This is a genomic window from Chitinophaga sp. (assembly GCF_039596135.1).
In the GTDB taxonomy this organism is placed as follows: domain Bacteria; phylum Bacteroidota; class Bacteroidia; order Chitinophagales; family Chitinophagaceae; genus Chitinophaga.
This window is the reverse complement of the sequence record NZ_JBCNKH010000024.1, coordinates 1-18,025: the sequence shown is the minus strand read 5'-3', so window position 1 is coordinate 18,025 and position 18,025 is coordinate 1. Positions and strand designations below refer to the sequence as shown.

Genomic DNA, 18,025 nt, shown 5'->3' with positions numbered 1-18,025 from the left:
TTACCTCAAATATAGTACTGTTGCCCCTCTCGTACGACTACTGTGCATACTCATAATAACCATCCCTAAAAAACCAAATAAATGACAACAAAACAAATGATAAGAGCAGGAATACTATCCTGTTTGTTCCTTATCACCTCCTTTTTGTCCCATGCACAGTTCAAAGTAATCGGCTACATGCCCTCCTGGCAGGGAGATGTGAATGCTGTACAGTACAGCAAACTGACTCACATCAATTACGCATTCATTTTACCTACAGCCACCGGTGGATTACAAGCGCTTGATAATCCGTCTAAATTACAGAGCCTTGTATCGCTGGCGCATGCCAACGGTGTAAAGGTGCTGATCTCTGTAGGTGGCTGGAACAATGGTGATGACAGCGGTTTTGAGACACTGGCTGGCAATAGTAGTTACCGTTCTGCATTCGTGACCAACATCATGAACCTCGTAAACCAGTACAACCTGGATGGCGCTGACATTGACTGGGAATACCCGGATGCAGGTACTTCTGCGAACAACTATGTATCCCTCATGACTGCGCTGGCTACTTCCCTGCATGCCCAGGGTAAATTATTAACAGCTGCGGTAGTAGGTACTGGTGGCGATGGGGTACTCAGCAGCGTATTTTCACAGGTAGATTTCCTGAACCTGATGGCGTATGACTATAATAATTATGATCACTCTACCTATACCTATGCTTCTCAATCCATTTCTTACTGGAAAGGTAAAGGGCTGCCTGCATCCAAGACAGTATTAGGTGTACCTTTCTACGGGCGTCCTTCCTGGGAAAGTTATGCAGCGCTGATCGCCAGGGGTGCCAGCCCTTATGCCGATACCTACAATGGCGTGGGGTATAATGGTATTACGACTATCAAGAGTAAAACAGACCTGGCTTACGATCAGGGCGGTGGTATCATGATATGGGAATTATCTATGGATGCTACGGGTACTTATTCACTGCTGTCTGCTATTCATGATGAATACCTGGTGAAAAGCGGTGGTAATACAGGTAACCAATCTCCTACAGTGAGCGTCACCTCTCCTGCTAACAATGCTACATTTACGGCTGGTGCTACTGTAAGTATTACTGCCAATGCTGCTGATGCAGATGGTAGTGTGGCCAAAGTAGAATTCTATAACGGCAGTACGCTGTTAGGTACGGCTACAGCTGCTCCTTATACCTACAGCTGGGCAGGTGTGGCAGCAGGTACTTATTCCCTTACCGCAAAAGCAACGGATAACAAAGGTGCTACTGCAACCAGTTCTACCGTAACGATCACCGTAGGTGGTGGCAATAATGGTGGTAATTGTAGTGGTGTAGCTACCTGGACGGCGACGGGTATTTATCTCGGTGGTGCACAGGTGGTGTACAATAATAAATTGTATACTGCTAAATGGTGGACGCAGAATGAACAACCTGATACACATACCGGCGATGGCCAGGTGTGGGCTTATGTAAGTGATTGTGGTTCTTCTACTGGTAACAAGGCGCCTACTGTAAGTCTTACTGCTCCTGCGTCAGGTGCTTCTTACACGGCTCCTGCTACTGTGAGCATTACTGCCAGTGCAACTGATGCAGATGGTAGTATTGCTAAGGTAGAGTTCTATAATGGATCTACATTGTTAGGTACGTCTACAGCTTCTCCTTATACCTACAGCTGGACAAGTGTGGCCGCAGGTACTTATTCCCTGACAGCAAAAGCAACTGATAATGGGGGTGCTGCTACTACCAGCAGCGCGGTGAGCATTACAGTATCCGGTTCTACCGGCACAGGCAATTGTGCAGGTGTGGCTACATACCAGCCTTATCCTGCTGTGTACAATGCAGGCGATAAGGTGGTGTACAATGGTTATCTGTATGTGTCACTGGCGAATGGTTTGTACAATGTAACACCGGGTACAGCTGATTACTGGTGGCAGCCACTGGGTGCCTGCAGCAGTAGTGCCAGAGTAGCCAATACGACTACGACTTATGCAACAGCTGATACAATTCCTGTAACGGTATATCCTAATCCTGTGACAGGTAGTACATTGCAGGTGAAAGTAAGTGCAGCTGCCGGTGAGCAGGTGGTTCTTGAATTGTGGAGTGTAGATGGTACTGGTCCGGTAGTGAGAAAGATTTATACAGCGGGCGCAAAGGGTGCGCAGATGATAAGTGTAGATATTAGTAAAGTACCAGCAGGTACATGGATAGTGAAGCTTTCTAACGCAGTGGGTACGCGGAAGGAGAGTGTGAAACTGATACGTTTGTAATCTTAATTGACAAAACCCAAAGCGCTTTTGCCGTATGGTGAAAGCGCTTTTTTTATTCTAAAGTTTTCACGCTAAGGATATTTTGTAAATTCGTTATAAGAATCAATGTGTTTATAGACCACTGGCACAGATCAATTACATATCAAAATCGGATATATTCTTCTCCTGTACGGAGCAAGAACACAGAAGCAATGAAAACACTGTTGCAGAACATGCTTTGGTATACATCTATTCGGGAAGCATGACGGTGACAGATATCAATGGTACGTACACCATGCATGAAGGCGAAACATTTCTGTTTTACAGAAATATGTTGGCAAAGTTTATTAAGCATCCATCGGAAAATGCGGAATTCAAATCCATTTCCATATTGTTTTCTCAGCCCTTTTTGCAAGAATTTTATTCACTTAATCAGCCTGACGGAAATTCAAAACCAAAATGGGAGGCTAAAAGAATAGAAAAACATCCTTTACTTATCAGCTTGTTTGGCTCAATTTTACCATATTACGATTTGCACGGAGAGAGTCTTCCGGAACGCCTGACTAACATTAAATTGCAGGAAGCCATTACCATACTCAGAACTGTTGATATAAGTACAGATGGCATATTGGCTAACTTTTCAGAAAGAGGTAAAATTGACCTTGCCGAATTTATGCTAAAGAGTTTTACGTTCAATATTCCATTAGCACGTTTTGCTTACCTCACGGGCAGAAGCCTTGCAACTTTCAAAAGAGACTTTCAAAAAATATTCAACACCTACCCTCAGAAATGGTTATTGGAAAAAAGGTTAAGCCAGGCTCGCTACCTGATTTCAGAAAAGAATATAAAACCTTCTGATGCTTACCTGGCAGCTGGTTTTGAAAATCTTTCCCACTTCTCTACAACTTTTAAAAAACATTTTGGGTATTCCCCATCCAGTCTTGTTTCACATAAATCATCAGATTGACAAGCGCTTTTTGATCATCGGTCCAGCCACTTTTTAAATTCGGAAACTTTGTTTTTACTGATGATAATCGGCTCCTGGCTTTTAAGCCTGGTTTCTATGTGCAACTGATTACGCCCATAGATCCATATACTTTCAATCGCATTGATGTTCACAATGTATTGACGGTTGGCCCGGTAATAAATTACATTATCCAATTCCTTCATTAAATCATCTAAAGTACTGTTCAGCGTATATGTTTTACCTTGAAATGTAAGTACTGAAACGACATTTTCATTCAGAGCAATGTAAACAATCTCCGTTGTATCAATGGTTATGATTTTGTCTTTTTCGTAGGTAATGAGGCGTTTTCTTGTATTTTCTTCTTTGGAAGGTGTGCTATCGACTATATTTTTCTGTTTTACTTCCAGTTGTCTGTTAATGATACTCAAATTATTGATTTCATCATTTAGATCGGAGATCTTTATATTTATTTCCTTTTCGTGTTTTCTATATATTATTCTTATCAGCCAAAAACAACTCCCGATAAGGACAATGGTTATTAATAATGAACCTGTTAAAAATCTTTGGTACAAATGATCCAATTGTGTTTGTAACGCTTTGATATTAGCGTGGCTTGCCAGCATCCAGTTCGTCCCTTTTACCGGGTAAACACTTACAATTTCAGAGCTACGGTTCATATTTTCCGGGAAAGTTCTGATACCAGAAGCAGGTTGACCGTTTTGGAGCAAGTTCCGGAAACTTTGCGTATTGCCAGCTTTTGAAAAACTGGAATTACCTGTCTCTATTCTCATTCCAACCAGTGCCGGATTAGGATGACATAACTCTATTCCCCCAGTATTGTACATACATACAAATTCGCTCTGAATATCTGTATTCAGGATGCTTTGTTGCAGGTGATCAATTACTTTGGCTGATGGCGTACCGGACAGCAGCTCCTGTTCCAGTAAGATACCCAACTCCCTTATTTCCCGTTGACCGGATTGTATTTTCTCTTCTATAAGAGCATCCTTCGCATTTATATAAAAATAATGTAATGCTCCCACGCTTGCCAATGTAGACACAATGGCAATCACCAGGAATGTAAGGATGTATAGTTTGGCTTTGGTCATTATAAAAAAATCAATGGAGCTAAATTAGTTTTTTTATAAAGTGGTGAAAACTTAAATGCCTTCAACTTACCTATGTTTTCCTATTCCGCTTTAAAGTCCATTATTCCCTTTTACCCGTTATTTTCTCCCTTTGATCGGCTGTTTATTTCATAACTAATTCATTAATAATAGTTTTGACATAATAAAATGATTGTTTGGAATCATGAAAAAAGTAAGTTTAATACTGTTGCTGGTTGCGACTTTAATAGGATTGTTGCAATTCATCGGACCAGAAGTACCGAAGTATGAGCCTGTCAATGACCTGACCGGAATACCGAAAGAAGTAAATGCCATTATCAGGAGTTCCTGTTTTGACTGCCATTCAACACAAACCGAACTAAGATGGTATGACAAGTTGACACCTGCTAATTATATTGTATACGATCATGTCTTAAAAGGAAGGGCGGCACTGGATTTTTCAAAATGGGACTCGTTGGAACCTGCAGTACAGAATGCAAAATTGTATTATTCGCTCAACAAAATCCTGGAGGAAGAAATGCCACTGCCTTCTTATACGGCTATTCATTCCAAAGCGAAACTTTCCGGGAAAGATATTACGACGTTCAAGGATTTTCTGGTGACGCGAACACCTCGCAGGAAAATTGACAGTTTGCAGATCCAGGTCGCCAGCCAACAGTTTTCCGATTTTGTAAAAGGAAAGCTATACACATCAAAACAATCTGTTCAACCTGCTCCCAATGGGATTGAGTATATACCCGATTATCGCAATTGGCAGGTGATCAGCATTTCGGACCGTTTTGACAATGGTACGGTGCGGATGATCTACGGGAATGATATCGCTGTAAAAGCAATACAAAATCACACTACAAATCCGTGGCCGGATGGGGCTATTCTTGCAAAAACGGCATGGAAACAACAGACCAATAATGATGGAAGTATTTCAGCGGGAGAATTTGTACAGGTCGAATTTATGATCAGAGATGCTCAAAAGTATGCTCATACAGCTGGCTGGGGCTGGGGCCGATGGCGGGGCATTGACCTGAAACCCTATGGCGCAAGGGCTACATTTACCACCGAATGTATTTCCTGCCACAAATCCCTAAAAGAAAATGATTATGTATTTACAAAACCGTTATATCTAAAAGATTAAACAAAATGAAACACAGCCTATACATCCTCGTAAGCATAGTAAGTCTTTCAATATTTAGCTGTACGCCAAAAAACGAATTGGGCCTGAATGAAAAGGCTTCTATAAACAGTTTAGGAGATTTACCTGAAAATCCATTATTGCTGAATGCAATAACCAGTTCTATTCATCCAAAAGACAGCTCGGTAACAGTACTGTATGGCAACGATCCCGCTTATAACTATGCTAAAGTAAGCGGTGATGGTAATTACCCGGTGGGTGCAGTACTATATGGCGTAACCTGGCAATTGCAGGCAGATGAACAATGGTTTGGAGCTAATGTGCCTGAAAGCATTAGAACGGTTGAGCGGATTGAGTTTTTGAGCAATAATAAAATTGAATATGGCAGTTATGATAATACAGGACTTAAACAAGCCGAACCATATAATAAGGAGGAAAGAATACACCGCATAACAGCGATGAAAATGGCCGTTAGCCCTTGATGAGCTGTTGAGCAAAGTAACATTGAGCTACTGACAAAAACAGCCTGGTTTGCTTTCATTGCATATTTGTAACGGCATTTATCGGAGGATATTTTAGGAATGTTCCTGTGACTCCGATTTATGAACAAATATTAAAGCGATGAAAAAAGTAGTGTTAATAACAGGAGCTTCCGCAGGAATGGGAAAAGAAACAGCAAAGCTGTTAGCTCAAAACAATTATACGGTGTATGCAGCGGCAAGACGGCTGGATAAAATGAAAGATCTTGAACTGTTGGGAATAAAAACCCTTTCAATGGATGTTACTGATGAAACCTCACTGGTTAATGGCGCGCAGCAAATATTAAATGCGGAAAAACGAATTGACATTTTAATCAACAACGCAGGTTTCGGGGCTTATGGAACGATAGAAGATGTATCTATGGCTGATGCTAAATACCAGTTAGAAGTAAATGTATTTGGTGCAATGCGACTAACACAATTAGTGTTGCCAAAAATGAGGGAAAACAGATTCGGGAAGATCGTAAACATATCTTCCATAGGCGGAAAGTTTGCATTGCCCTATGGTGGTTGGTATCATGCCAGTAAATTTGCTTTGGAGGCATTGAGCGATGCACTCCGCAATGAAGTAAAGCAATTCGGAATTGATGTAATTGTGATAGAACCGGGAGGTGTAAAATCGGAGTGGGCAGGCATTGCCTATGATAATTTGGTGAAGAATTCTACTCAATCAGCTTATAAAGCAACCATTGATAAATTGGCTGATTTTATGAAAAGAGCAACTGCAAAAAATGCAGCACCCGAAGTAATAACCACACTAATCCTGAAAAGCATAGAAGCGCCCAAACCGAAGTTCCGTTATGTAGGCGGTTATATGGCAAAACAGGCCGTCATTGCAAGGAAATTGCTGTCGGATAAGATGTTTGATAAAATGATAATGGGGCAAATGAAATAACTATGGATTTTACAGAACACATCATTACAGACCTATATCTTCTAGTTCTGGAGAAAGCTTCCGGAGGATCAATCTTTTATGCAGAAAATGGGTATAATTCATTTAAGGAAATTGCAGTATCCTATCGTTTTTTCTCTACCAGTATGACCGTCAGGATGCCTAAAGTATAGGCAATCAGGTCACTCCACGCAAAACTGGTCCCGATAATAATCCTGGCAGCTTTGTTATGTTGCAGTCCCAGTAGGCTCACAAGATTGAAATATTGGCCTATCTCAATCAGGTAAGAAAAGAGTAATACGCCCAGGGCAACACGTTTTACCGGTGCCTGGTAGATACTTCTTACTACGCAGTAAATGAAGATAACAACGAGATAATCGCCTGCATATGGGCGGATGAAGGAGTCGTGTACGTATAGGGCTATCAATACCTCGATAATAAAGAGGGCCAGGGCCAGTACAAAATACTTTAAACTAAACTTGAACATGGGTGCTAAGATAGGGATATAATTGAGGCTTTTTTCATAAAGAGAATGATAACAGTAATGCCTGTTCCTCCATTGCTATTGGCAACCACAAAACCTAAAGAATGAAATTTCGTAACTTTATTAAAAATAACGGAATTATGAGAGCATTCTTAGGTATGGGCCTTTTAGGATCAAATTTCACGAAGGCTTTAATTAAAAAAGGAGAGCAGGTACAGGTATGGAACAGAACGACTTCGAGGGCTACCGCTATGGAGGCTTTTGGAGCAAAGGCCTTTGCAAATGTGGCGGATGCTGTGAAGGGTGCAGATTATGTACATATAGTGGTGAAGGATGATGCAGCGGTGAATGAAGTGCTGGCAGCAGCGGAACCTGGATTAAAACCGGGCGCTGTGATCATTGATCATACTACCACTACTGTGGAAGGTGCAAAGGAACGTACGAAAGAATGGAAAGCAAAAGGGTTTACTTATCAGCATGCACCTGTGTTCATGGGACCGGGCAATGCACTGGACAGTACAGGGTTTATGCTGGTGTCCGGGGATGCTGCTGTGTTAAGCAAATTAGAACCTGTGCTGGCACCTATGACAGGTAAGCTGGTGAACTTTGGTGCTGAAACGGGCAAGGCTGCTGCGATGAAACTGGTAGGGAATTCATTCTTAATATGCCTCACGGCAGGTTTGACGGATATGCTTGCAGTAGGTAAAGCACTGGGTGTAAATGGTGATGATATATTGACTTTGCTGGGGGATTGGAATCCGGGACTGTCTGTTACATCCAGGTTGAAGCGGATGTTGTCAGCGCCTTATGATGATCCGTCATGGGAATTGAATATGGCCAGGAAAGATGCAGGGCTGTTTATGGAAGCGACTGCAGCTGCTGGTACGGAACTGAATGTGATACCGGTGGTGGCAAAGGTGATGGATGAGTGGATAGAGAAAGGGTTTGGAAATAAGGATTGGACGATTATTAGTAAAGATGCGTTATAGAGGCAGGTAGGATGTATCAAAGATAAAATCATGTCCTGAGAATCGTTTTAAACGATACCCAGGTACCCGAATTAAGAGAGCCTGTATCTTGAACTTTTGATACGGGCTCTCTTTTTAATACGATCTTACTTAATGATTAACAGGATAAGGACCTTCGGAGAAGGACGTTGCGTGATAACCCTTTGCACCAATAATATCTGCCAGTTTACTTTTTATTGATTGCCCCTGTTGTAGTTTTTGTAACAGGGAGCCAAAGTCGTGTTGTGGTTGCCAATGCAGTTCCCTGCGTGCTTTTTCATTGACATATACCCTGTCTATATGTGGAAGAAATTTCCAGTTATGCTGTGCAAAGATGTCTGCTGCCGCTGGATAAATTTGTTTTATAACCTGAGGCGCATGCGCTCTTAATACAGGAAGATCTGCTGTAGTAAAAGGTGTTGTTGCACTGATAATATATTTCCCAAAACCAATTTCCTGTGCACGATGCATTGCTACAATATGTGCAGTAACAACATCTTCAACATCTACACGGCGGTACAGGTACTCCAGTGCTTTAAGATTATCATCGTCAAATGCATCACGCATACCTTTATTATCATCCTGTTCAGGAAAAAAGCGGGACGTGCGCAGGATAAGAACAGGCAGTTTTTGATTGCGGTAAAAGAGCTGGCAAAGATCTTCGGCAGCAGTTTTAGTAACGCCGTAGATATTTTTAGGTTGAGGCGTTACTTCTTCTGTGATCCAGGCGGCTGGCTGGCCGGGAGGCGGTATGAGCGCATCTCCGAATACACTGGTGGTACTGGTGAAGATGAAGGCTTTTACCTTATTGGCGGTAGCTGCTTCCAGCAATTGCAGGGTGCCGGTAATATTGGTGTCAATGAATTCCTGGCGGGAGTGAGTGCCTACATGTGGTTTGTGCAGGGTGGCAGTATGCAGCACGATATCCACACCTTTCATACATTCCTGTACAAAGAAGGGATCGGCGATATTGCCGGTATGGGTAGTAAACGAAGAAGGTTGTATGTCGACGGCGACGATGTCATGCCCCTGCGGAGAGAGGGTTCTGACCAATGCTTCGCCGAGGTGCCCGGTGCTGCCAGTAATGAGTATTTTCATATAATCAATTGAGAATGTAAATTTACTTTGGGTAAAAATTAATCGCGGGACATTTGTCCCAATTTACAATATGATCCAAACAAACTCCGCCTTATTACAATTAATCAATGACATGCTGCCTGCAGCGGGAGGTGCAATTACCGTGCGACAGTTTGACGCCGGACAGCGGTTTATATTCCAGGGGCAGGAGATCCTGCAGGTATATATCATTCGTGCTGGTGTGGTAAAACCCCTGATTACGGAAGAGAATGGCAAGGAATATATACTTGAATTCCTGGGAGAAGGTGAAATGCTGGGAGAGGTGGAGGCTATTCGGGGTACAAAGACTATTTGCAGTGTGGATGCCGTAACCCCTGTAAGCCTGTATGCTATGGGAGTGGGCCAGTTCCATTATTTTTTACAGACCATTCCTGCTTTTAATAACCTGGTGATGCGGCTGCTGGCTACCAGGGTAGCGAATTCTTCAGTGAAAATGGCCAGGCAGCAATTATATACCATGGCGGAGCTATTACCCCAGTTACAGAAAATGCTGGCTGCGCAGCAGATTGGTTTTACCAAACAGGATCTGGCGGGGTATATGGGTATTAGCGTGCGGAGTCTGAACCGTTTATTGAAGGAGAATAGTTGATTATTTGTAGCTGAGTTGTAGCAAAATAGACTGCTTATAGGAAAAATAAATTGACCCTTATAACAAAGTAATTTGAGCTTTAGAACAAAACAGCGTGACCCCTTCCCGTCCTACCTTTGATCTATCAAAATATCAATTATGAAAACGATAGATAAAATTTATATCAACGGGGCGTTTGTGACCCCACACGGACAGGAAATGTTTGAGCTGATAAATCCAGCTACAAATACACTCATTGGCCAGGTAAGACTGGGTGATGAAAGGGATGCGCAACTGGCGATAGCGAGTGCAAAGGAAGCGTTTAAGACATTTTCTCTTTCTTCCAGGGAAACGAGGATTGAATACCTGCAAAAATTGCATGATGCGCTTTTGCGTCGTATCGATGATCTTACTGCTGCTACCATCCTGGAATATGGAGCACCGGCTTCCCGGGCAAAGGCGAGTACAGAGATGGCGCTGGCTACTTTCCTGCATGCACAGGAGGTGTTATTTGACTTTGAGTTTGAGCGCAAGGTAGGTCGTTCACAGGTGAGGATGGAGCCGCTGGGAGTGGTAGGGATCATTACTCCCTGGAATGCGAATGCGAATTTCATTTGTGGAAAGCTGGCGACAGCGATTTCTGCTGGTTGTACGGTAGTAATCAAGCCGAGTGAAATGAGTGCATTGCAAACACAGGTTGTATTAGAGGCGTTTCATGAAGCCGGATTGCCTGCGGGGATTTACAATGTGGTGAATGGTTTGGGGAGTGTAGTGGGGGCTGAACTGACACGTCATCCGGATGTAGCGAAGATATCATTTACAGGTTCTACGGCTGTGGGTAAAACGATTGCCAGGGGTGCAGTGGATACTATGAAGAGGGTAACGTTGGAGTTGGGTGGAAAGTCGCCCAATATCATCCTTGATGATGCTGATTTTTCAAAAGCCATACCGATGGCGGTGGCAGCGGGTTTTATGAATAGCGGACAGGCATGTATAGCAGGTACAAGGTTGCTGGTACCGGCATCCCGTCTGAGCGAAGTGAAAGAATTATTGAAAGAGGCGGTAGCAAATGTAAAAGTAGGAGATCCTGCGGATGCAAATACGGCGATTGGACCAATGGTGAGTGTGAAGCAATATGAACGTGTGCAGTCTTATATACAGTCAGGGATAGAACAGGGTGCGGAGGTGCTGGCAGGTGGCGCCGGACATCCGGAAGGACTGGAGGGAGGTAACTTTGTAAAACCAACTGTGTTTGCAAATGTAACTCCTGATATGCGTATAGCAAGGGAGGAAATATTTGGGCCAGTCATCTCAGTATTGACTTATCAAACGGAGGAAGAGGCGATAGCGATGGCGAACGATACCACATACGGATTGGCTGCGTATGTGAGTAGTACGAACGAAGAGAGAGCGCGGAAGGTAGCGGAGCAGATAGTGGCAGGTAGAGTAATGGTGAATAGTTTGCAGCATGATCCGCTGGCACCGTTTGGTGGATTTAAACAGTCAGGTATCGGGAGAGAATATGGTACCTTTGGATTGGAAGAATATGTGGAGCCGAAGACGATCATCAGGGAATGAACAGATCGGCATACAGGTTGAAATAATGAACAAAAATGACCGGCGGGAAGTGAAATTCCCGCCGAAATTTAATTGTAACTTATGTTAGAAAAGGATAGAATACTGGTGTCTTGTTACCATCACGTGAGTAGGGAGGGTGAGAATTTTATTGGAGAGCATTCGTTGGGGTATGTGGTTTCGGGAACGCAGGAAGTGTTTTTAGATGGAACGCATTATGTGTTTAAGGAAGGTGATTTCAGGTTCTTTGCGAGGAATCAGCTGGCGAAGTTTGTAAAAATTCCACCTGTTGGGGGCGGTGATTTTAAGACGGTAGGAATTAGAATAGACCAGGAGTTGCTGCATAGTTTGAGCCAGGAGACAGGTTTGAAGGCGGAGGGTATTTTTAGGGGCGAGAAGAATTTCCATTTGCCGGAGCATCAGCTGCTCACACATTACAGGGATTCATTGCAGCCATATATAGATGGGCAGGGAGTGCATAACCCGGTGTTGACAATGATGAAGGTGAAGGAAGCGGCCCTATTGTTGTTGCAGTTGAAGCCTGAGCTGAAGAATTTGTTATTTGATTTTAGTACACCGGGAAAGATAGACCTGGAGGCGTATATGAATGAACATTATAAGTTCAATGTGGATATCAGCAGGTTTGCGTATCTGACGGGGAGGAGTTTGGCGACGTTCAAGCGGGATTTTGAGAAAGTGTTTCATACTACGCCGGGGAAGTGGTTGCAGCAGAAGAGATTGGAGGATGCTTATTATCTGATCAAGGAAAAAGGGTGGAAGTCAACGGATGTGTACCTGGAAGTGGGTTTTAAGGATTTGTCACATTTTTCGTTTGTGTTTAAGAAGGTGTATGGGGTGGCGCCGTCGAGGGTGAGGGCATAGGGAGGTGATGGAGAACCAAAGAATATTTGTACTTTTCTCCCATGTTGGATCAAGCATTCCTGCTCTATGGAGCAAACGGGTACACCGGAGAATTAATAGCCCGCTATGCGGCAGCATACGGCCTGCAACCTATACTGGCTGGCAGAAATAAACAGGCATTAGAGCAACTGGGCGCGGAGTTGAAGCTGCCTGTCAGGGTATTTGCATTGGACGATAAAATTGCTATGCAACAGGCTTTGCAGGAAGTACCCGTGGTTGTAAATGCTGCCGGGCCATATGATTTTACAGCAAAGCAACTTGTTGAAGCATGCATTGCCGAAGGCCGCCATTATCTGGATTTAAATGGGGATGCTATTATTTACGACATGATCCACACTTATGATAAGGCTGCCAAAGACAGCGGAGTCATGTTGCTGCCGGGTGCTGGTTATGATGTGGTGCCTACTGACTGCCTTGCTTTGTGGCTGAAACAACAAATGCCGGACGCGCGTTCGTTAAAGATTGCATTTGCTGTATTGAATAGTTCATTATCAAGAGGTACGGCTATTAATACAGTGCTTAAATTGGGACTGCCCGGATTATCGAGAATAGATGGAAAACTGGTGGAAGAGCCGGTGGGGAAGAGAGGAATGTATGTGCAATTTCCAGGAATGAAAAAGAAGCTTTTTACAATGAGTCTGCCGTGGGGTGACCTCAGTACAGCTTATGTATCTACCGGGATACCGAATATAGAAACGTACATCAATATGAATAAAGCTGCCTGGTTTTTTCTGAAGGGGCAAGGCGCTTATAATTGGTTACTCAAAACTAAACTTGTACGGGGAATTGCTAATGCGATAGTAAAAAGACAATCACCTGGTCCGGATAAGGCAACACGGGATAAGACGAATACGCTTATATGGGCACAGGTGAGTAATGAGAACGGAAATACGCTTACCGCGAATATGGTGGTGCCGGAAGCATATACACTTACTGCATTGGCTGCTTTGTTGATTACCAGGAAAGTATTGAACAAGGAATTTACGCCGGGGTATCAGACGCCCGCTACTGCTTATGGCACGGAATTAATTATGGAAATACCCGGCGTGCAGCGCGGGTTGGTGCAGTAAATTAAAAGACTGGAAAGTTGCCCGGTGCTGGTTGGTGTGTTAAATTAATTGGCTGGCCGCTTGTACAAAGCTATGTTCGGGCACAATATCGCCAGTGGATTGAGAAGTTACATTTTTCTGTAACTTAGGGTTCGCACAAGATGACCTACAATGAAACACATATCTATATTAATTCCCAGAGGTGCCGCGTCCCTGGGCTGTATTGAAGGCGCACACAAAATGTTCTTTAACGTGAATAACTTCCTGATTGATCGGGGAGACGACCCTTTATTCACGATCCAACTGGTGGGTTTGACACACGATGCCATGGTATACGATGGATTTTGTAAAGTAACCCCGGACCTGAGTATACAGGATGATTTCGACACTGACCTGATCATTATCCCTGCCGTAAATGGGGAAATGGACAAAGTGATCGCCGCTAACAGCGGGTTCTTCCCCTGGATCAGGGCGCAATACAACCGCGGTGCGGAGGTTGCAAGCCTTTGTGTAGGTGCTTTCCTGCTGGCAGCCACCGGTTTGCTGGAAGGCAAGAAATGCAGTACCCACTGGCAGTCTGAACATTTGTTCAGAAAGATGTTTCCGGATGTGGAAATGGTCTCTGATAGGATTATCACCGACGAGAACGGAATTTATTCCAGTGGCGGCGCTAATTCCTTTTGGAATTTACTCCTGTACCTGGTAGAAAAATATACCGACCGGGAAATGGCGATCTTTTGCGCGAAGTATTTTGCTATTGAAATTGATCGGTTTAGCCAGTCACCATTTATCATGTTCCGCGGACAGCGGGATCATCTGGATGAAGATATCAAGCGGGCACAGGATTTTATTGAGAAAAACTTCCAGGAGCGTATTACCGTCGATCAACTGGCATCGCTTTGTACTATGGGTAGACGGAGTTTTGAAAGGCGGTTCAAGAAGGCGACCAGCAATACCGTTTCTGAATATATTCAACGGGTGAAAGTTGAAGCTGCTAAAAAGGGTTTTGAAACCAGCCGTAAAAATATTAATGAGGTGATGTGTGAGGTGGGGTATGCGGATAATAAAGCTTTTAGAACTGTATTTAAGAGAAAGACGGGGTTATCGCCGGTGGAGTACAGGAATAAGTATAATAAAGAGGCAATCGCTGTATAGAAATGGCTTAATCGAAAGATTTGTTGCCGGTGAAGTACAGGATAAATATAGCAATCGCTGTATAAAGTAAATGAGGGAGCTACCACAGCTCCCTCATTTACTTTATTGATTTACAACCAATCCTTCTCCCGGTACCCACTTATCATATTCCATTTGTTTCGCTATCTGCATAGCTGCATCATGCCCCCGTAATTTCTCAACCAGGTGCAGTGCCCCATCTATTCCGGCAGAAATCCCCGCAGTTGTTAATACATTTCCATCTTCTACAAAGCGTTTATCAGCCAGTACCGTGCTGTTAGGCAACGCCTTTCGCAGGTTTTCAATGCTGTTGTGGAACGTGGTCACCGTTTTATGATCCAGGATACCTGCTTTTCCCAAAATAAAGGCGCCGGTGCATACGGACATAAAGTATTTGGTATCCGGAATCCGGGATTGAATCCATTTAATCACTTCAGGGTCGTTTGCCGCTACACCGTCATTACCCCCGAAGGTAACAAAGATGTCTGCAGGAGGGGCATTTTCAATACTATAGGTAGGGAGTACCTTGAGTACACCCTGTGCACGAAGCGGATCGGTAGTTTTGGACACGATAGAGATATTGCAGCCAGCATAGGAAAATACTTCCAGCGGACCGGCAAAGTCCAGCACTTCTATTCCATCATACAGGTAGAAGCAAACATTCAGTTTCTTAATTTCTTCTTCTTTTTTGATCAGCTTCATGCCACAGTGTGGGCATTTGCCGGGTTTCATAAAGGTGAGGGTGTCGCAGCCCGGGCCATTGCAAGGTGGGCAAACGTAAGTCTGTGCGCTGGCAAAGGCGGTCAGCATTGTAAAAAGCACGATTGAGATGATCCGTTTCATAATGGCGGTAATTTTATGGGGTAAAGGTAGGGGGCGGGAAAAAGTGGGAGAAGGACAAGAAAGGAAAGAATCAGGACATCTTTGAAGGCAGTACGCCGGTATGTTTTTTTACCATCGTTCTTAATTGCACAACACTTTTGAACCCGCATTGCTGGGCTACAATGGTGACTTTATTATTTTCCTTTAATAAATTGATGGCTTTCTCCACCCTCAGTTTATCAATATATTGACCAATAGTGATTCCGGTAGCGGCTTTAAACATCCTTGTCAGGTTCCGGGAACCAGTATGCACCTGGGCGGCCAGGATATCAAGTGAGAGCTTCTGATCAAGATGGTGAATGATAAAATCCTGCACCTGGTGAATATGATTATTGATATGTCGGCGGTACCGGAGGTAGACGCTTTGCTGGGAATCTTCTCCATCACGACGAATGTACACCACCAGTTCAGCAGCCAGTTGCCAGGCGAACGCAGGGCCATGGCGTTCCTCAATAATGAATAGCGCCAGGTCGATACCGGTGGTGATACCGGCGCTGGTATAGATATTCCCGCTTTTTACAAAGAGACGGTTTGTGAAAACCTTCGTCTCCGGATATTCCTCCTGCAGGCGCCGGGTATATTTCCAGTGGGTAGTACAACCATGTCCATCAAGGATGCCGGCGGCAGCCAGGGCAAAAGAACCTGTACATACTGAGCAGAGGGTGGCACCAATGTGAGCGATGTGAATCAGCCAGTTCCGGAGGGCCTGATTGTCGGCATTTAATTGAAAACCGGGGATGAAAATGATATCATCTTTGTCAATAGCGATATCGTTGATATGTTGGAGTTGGCCAATCATCAGGCCGGAGGAGCAGGCTTTTTCCGGTTGATCAGAGAGGTAAATGATTTCATAAGGGTGTCCGTATTCAGCTGACTCGTAGAACACCTGTACTGGTCCGGCGAGGTCGAGAATGTGTGTTTGACTGGCTATGAAAAATATGACTCTGTTCAGCATCAGCGTAAAGGTAGCCGAATTTTGTTATAACTTAGAGTTATGAAAACTTTATATCCCTATTTGCTGGCGGCCATGGTGCTGATGATCGCCTGTAAAAAAACAAGATATTATTCAAGATCACAGATTGTTTCTAATATGCTGACGCCGGTGGATGCGAGTAAAAATATCGCGTTTGCGGCGAGTTTTACATTGGCATGGAATGAAATGCGGAAGCAGGTAGGGGCGCCTATTAATAATAAGGCGAAGGCGGTGAAGTGGATGAATGATAGTCCGTTTTCAGGGGATATGTTGAGTGCCAGGGAGTATAAAAAAGATGTGCAAATTGATGGGGGTAATATTGCTGTACTGGTTAACTTTCAAAAGGAATTGGGATTTGATGTACCCATGCAACCGCTTCGTGAGACACTTCAATTTAATGGTAAGGCGGTGAAGGCCTTTGGGATGCAGGATTATGATCCGGAAATTATTGGAGAGGCTCACCTGGTTTATTATAGGGATGAAGATCACTTTGTGATGAACTTAGATTCAAAAGATAAGTCTTCAGATATGATATTGGCAAAGGGATTCAATAAGGGAGCTAACCTACATGTCATCCTGCAGCAAATCCAGGGGGCTATCAGGAAGGGAACGACGATTAAAGAATATGCGACCTTGCAGATACCGGTATTGAAGTTTATGGAAGAAGAGCATTTTAAGGAGCTGGAGGGTATTGAGTTTAAAGCAAAAGGAAAGGGGTATACGATAACAACGGCGCGTCAGAAGACTACTTTTACGCTGGATCAGGAAGGGGCGAAAGTAATAGATTTAGCATCTATAGAAGTTTCAACAGACTCAGTAGAAGTAAAACGGCCACCCAATCTTATTTTTGACAAGCCATTTGTAGTGATGTTACAAAAGAAGAAATCTAATTTTCCATATTTCATGTTGAAAGTGGAAAATGAGGAAATTATGGATACAAATAAGGAAGAATAAAATTACTTCAATAAATTAAAGGATACAAAGATAATAGTAATGCTGATGCAGATCAGTGCTGCCAGGAAGGTATAATCAGCTATTGTTTCAAGTTTATTGCTCCACGGTGGATTGGTAGAGCGTAAAGAAAGGAAGGATAACAAACAGCTGGCCATTAGTAATATAGCCGCTATACCTGTTACATCATCAATGACTGTAGTATTGTTGAACCCCGCTACCTTGATCGATGTCAATACAATCAGGCAAAAGCCTAACAAATTCGTAGAGGTGTTCAGTATGTGTGGGGATTTCCGATCCTTGTTCATGATAGTTAAATTATAACAAAATTAGCGCCAGTTAATTTATGGTGCGTGTTTAAGGCGGTGAATGCCCCTGCCGATGGAAAACCATTCATAACCAATGGTAATGGGGCCAGG

18 protein-coding genes are annotated in these 18,025 nt (G+C 43.6%); 12 read left to right on the top strand and 6 right to left on the bottom strand.

Features of this window, described 5'->3' with window-relative positions; genetic code table 11:
* Positions 1-81: 81 nt before the first annotated feature.
* Together ABDW16_RS15585 and ABDW16_RS15580 are read left to right on the top strand one after the other, a co-directional pair.
* Complete coding sequence (locus tag ABDW16_RS15585; RefSeq protein WP_343670914.1) at positions 82-2,253, top strand: glycosyl hydrolase family 18 protein; 2,172 nt, start codon at positions 82-84, stop codon at positions 2,251-2,253.
* Positions 2,254-2,341: 88 nt separating this feature from the next.
* Positions 2,342-3,199 (top strand): AraC family transcriptional regulator, encoded by an 858-nt coding sequence (locus ABDW16_RS15580; RefSeq protein ID WP_343671012.1) that lies wholly within the window; start codon positions 2,342-2,344, stop codon positions 3,197-3,199.
* Positions 3,200-3,213: 14 nt separating this feature from the next.
* Here the strand turns inward: ABDW16_RS15580 and ABDW16_RS15575 are convergent, their stop codons facing one another.
* Positions 3,214-4,242 carry a LytTR family DNA-binding domain-containing protein gene (locus ABDW16_RS15575; RefSeq protein ID WP_343670913.1) on the bottom strand — a complete coding sequence of 343 codons (1,029 nt, stop codon included), beginning with the start codon at positions 4,240-4,242 and terminating at the stop codon, positions 3,214-3,216.
* A gap of 268 nt (positions 4,243-4,510) precedes the next feature.
* Between ABDW16_RS15575 and ABDW16_RS15570 the strand changes: the two genes are divergently transcribed.
* From ABDW16_RS15570 to ABDW16_RS15560, 3 genes are all read left to right on the top strand, one after another.
* A complete protein-coding gene (locus ABDW16_RS15570; RefSeq protein ID WP_343670912.1) occupies positions 4,511-5,458 on the top strand; it encodes a cytochrome P460 family protein in 948 nt (315 codons plus the stop codon).
* A 5-nt stretch (positions 5,459-5,463) separates the two neighbouring features.
* Entirely contained in the window at positions 5,464-5,937 is a 474-nt protein-coding gene (locus ABDW16_RS15565) for a hypothetical protein (protein ID WP_343670911.1), read from the top strand.
* 139 nt (positions 5,938-6,076) lie between these two features.
* Positions 6,077-6,889: an oxidoreductase gene (locus ABDW16_RS15560; protein WP_343670909.1), complete on the top strand. Its 813-nt coding sequence runs from the start codon at positions 6,077-6,079 to the stop codon at positions 6,887-6,889.
* Between the two features lie 121 nt (positions 6,890-7,010).
* Here ABDW16_RS15560 and ABDW16_RS15555 read toward each other — a convergent pair whose 3' ends face one another.
* Positions 7,011-7,373 carry a DUF2809 domain-containing protein gene (locus tag ABDW16_RS15555; protein WP_343670908.1) on the bottom strand — a complete coding sequence of 121 codons (363 nt, stop codon included), beginning with the start codon at positions 7,371-7,373 and terminating at the stop codon, positions 7,011-7,013.
* A gap of 137 nt (positions 7,374-7,510) precedes the next feature.
* On the opposite strand from ABDW16_RS15555, the gene ABDW16_RS15550 reads away from it, so the two are divergent.
* The gene (locus ABDW16_RS15550; protein ID WP_343670907.1) at positions 7,511-8,359 is read left to right on the top strand and encodes an NAD(P)-dependent oxidoreductase; all 849 of its coding nucleotides are present in this window, start codon (positions 7,511-7,513) and stop codon (positions 8,357-8,359) included.
* Between the two features lie 129 nt (positions 8,360-8,488).
* Here ABDW16_RS15550 and ABDW16_RS15545 read toward each other — a convergent pair whose 3' ends face one another.
* Positions 8,489-9,475, bottom strand: coding sequence for an NAD(P)-dependent oxidoreductase (locus ABDW16_RS15545; protein WP_343670906.1), 987 nt, complete (start codon positions 9,473-9,475; stop codon positions 8,489-8,491).
* Positions 9,476-9,545: 70 nt separating this feature from the next.
* Here ABDW16_RS15545 and ABDW16_RS15540 point away from each other — a divergent pair, with 70 nt between their 5' ends.
* The 5 genes from ABDW16_RS15540 (at position 9,546) to ABDW16_RS15520 (ending at position 14,782) form a co-directional block, all read left to right on the top strand.
* The gene (locus ABDW16_RS15540; protein WP_343670905.1) at positions 9,546-10,103 is read left to right on the top strand and encodes a Crp/Fnr family transcriptional regulator; all 558 of its coding nucleotides are present in this window, start codon (positions 9,546-9,548) and stop codon (positions 10,101-10,103) included.
* Positions 10,104-10,241: 138 nt separating this feature from the next.
* Positions 10,242-11,660 (top strand): aldehyde dehydrogenase family protein, encoded by a 1,419-nt coding sequence (locus tag ABDW16_RS15535; protein WP_343670903.1) that lies wholly within the window; start codon positions 10,242-10,244, stop codon positions 11,658-11,660.
* A gap of 81 nt (positions 11,661-11,741) precedes the next feature.
* On the top strand, positions 11,742-12,539 hold the full coding sequence (locus ABDW16_RS15530) for an AraC family transcriptional regulator (RefSeq protein WP_343670901.1): 798 nt from the start codon (positions 11,742-11,744) through the stop codon (positions 12,537-12,539).
* Positions 12,540-12,580: 41 nt separating this feature from the next.
* A complete protein-coding gene (locus ABDW16_RS15525; RefSeq protein ID WP_343670900.1) occupies positions 12,581-13,648 on the top strand; it encodes a saccharopine dehydrogenase NADP-binding domain-containing protein in 1,068 nt (355 codons plus the stop codon).
* A 150-nt stretch (positions 13,649-13,798) separates the two neighbouring features.
* Entirely contained in the window at positions 13,799-14,782 is a 984-nt protein-coding gene (locus ABDW16_RS15520) for a helix-turn-helix domain-containing protein (protein WP_343670899.1), read from the top strand.
* A gap of 102 nt (positions 14,783-14,884) precedes the next feature.
* On the opposite strand, the gene ABDW16_RS15515 is transcribed toward ABDW16_RS15520, so the two are convergent.
* Positions 14,885-15,643 carry a DJ-1/PfpI family protein gene (locus ABDW16_RS15515; protein WP_343670897.1) on the bottom strand — a complete coding sequence of 253 codons (759 nt, stop codon included), beginning with the start codon at positions 15,641-15,643 and terminating at the stop codon, positions 14,885-14,887.
* A 70-nt stretch (positions 15,644-15,713) separates the two neighbouring features.
* Positions 15,714-16,637, bottom strand: coding sequence for a DJ-1/PfpI family protein (locus tag ABDW16_RS15510; RefSeq protein ID WP_343670896.1), 924 nt, complete (start codon positions 16,635-16,637; stop codon positions 15,714-15,716).
* Between the two features lie 39 nt (positions 16,638-16,676).
* On the opposite strand from ABDW16_RS15510, the gene ABDW16_RS15505 reads away from it, so the two are divergent.
* On the top strand, positions 16,677-17,609 hold the full coding sequence (locus ABDW16_RS15505) for a hypothetical protein (RefSeq protein WP_343670895.1): 933 nt from the start codon (positions 16,677-16,679) through the stop codon (positions 17,607-17,609).
* A gap of 2 nt (positions 17,610-17,611) precedes the next feature.
* Here ABDW16_RS15505 and ABDW16_RS15500 read toward each other — a convergent pair whose 3' ends face one another.
* Positions 17,612-17,914 (bottom strand): hypothetical protein, encoded by a 303-nt coding sequence (locus ABDW16_RS15500; protein WP_343670894.1) that lies wholly within the window; start codon positions 17,912-17,914, stop codon positions 17,612-17,614.
* Positions 17,915-18,025 lie beyond the last annotated feature (111 nt).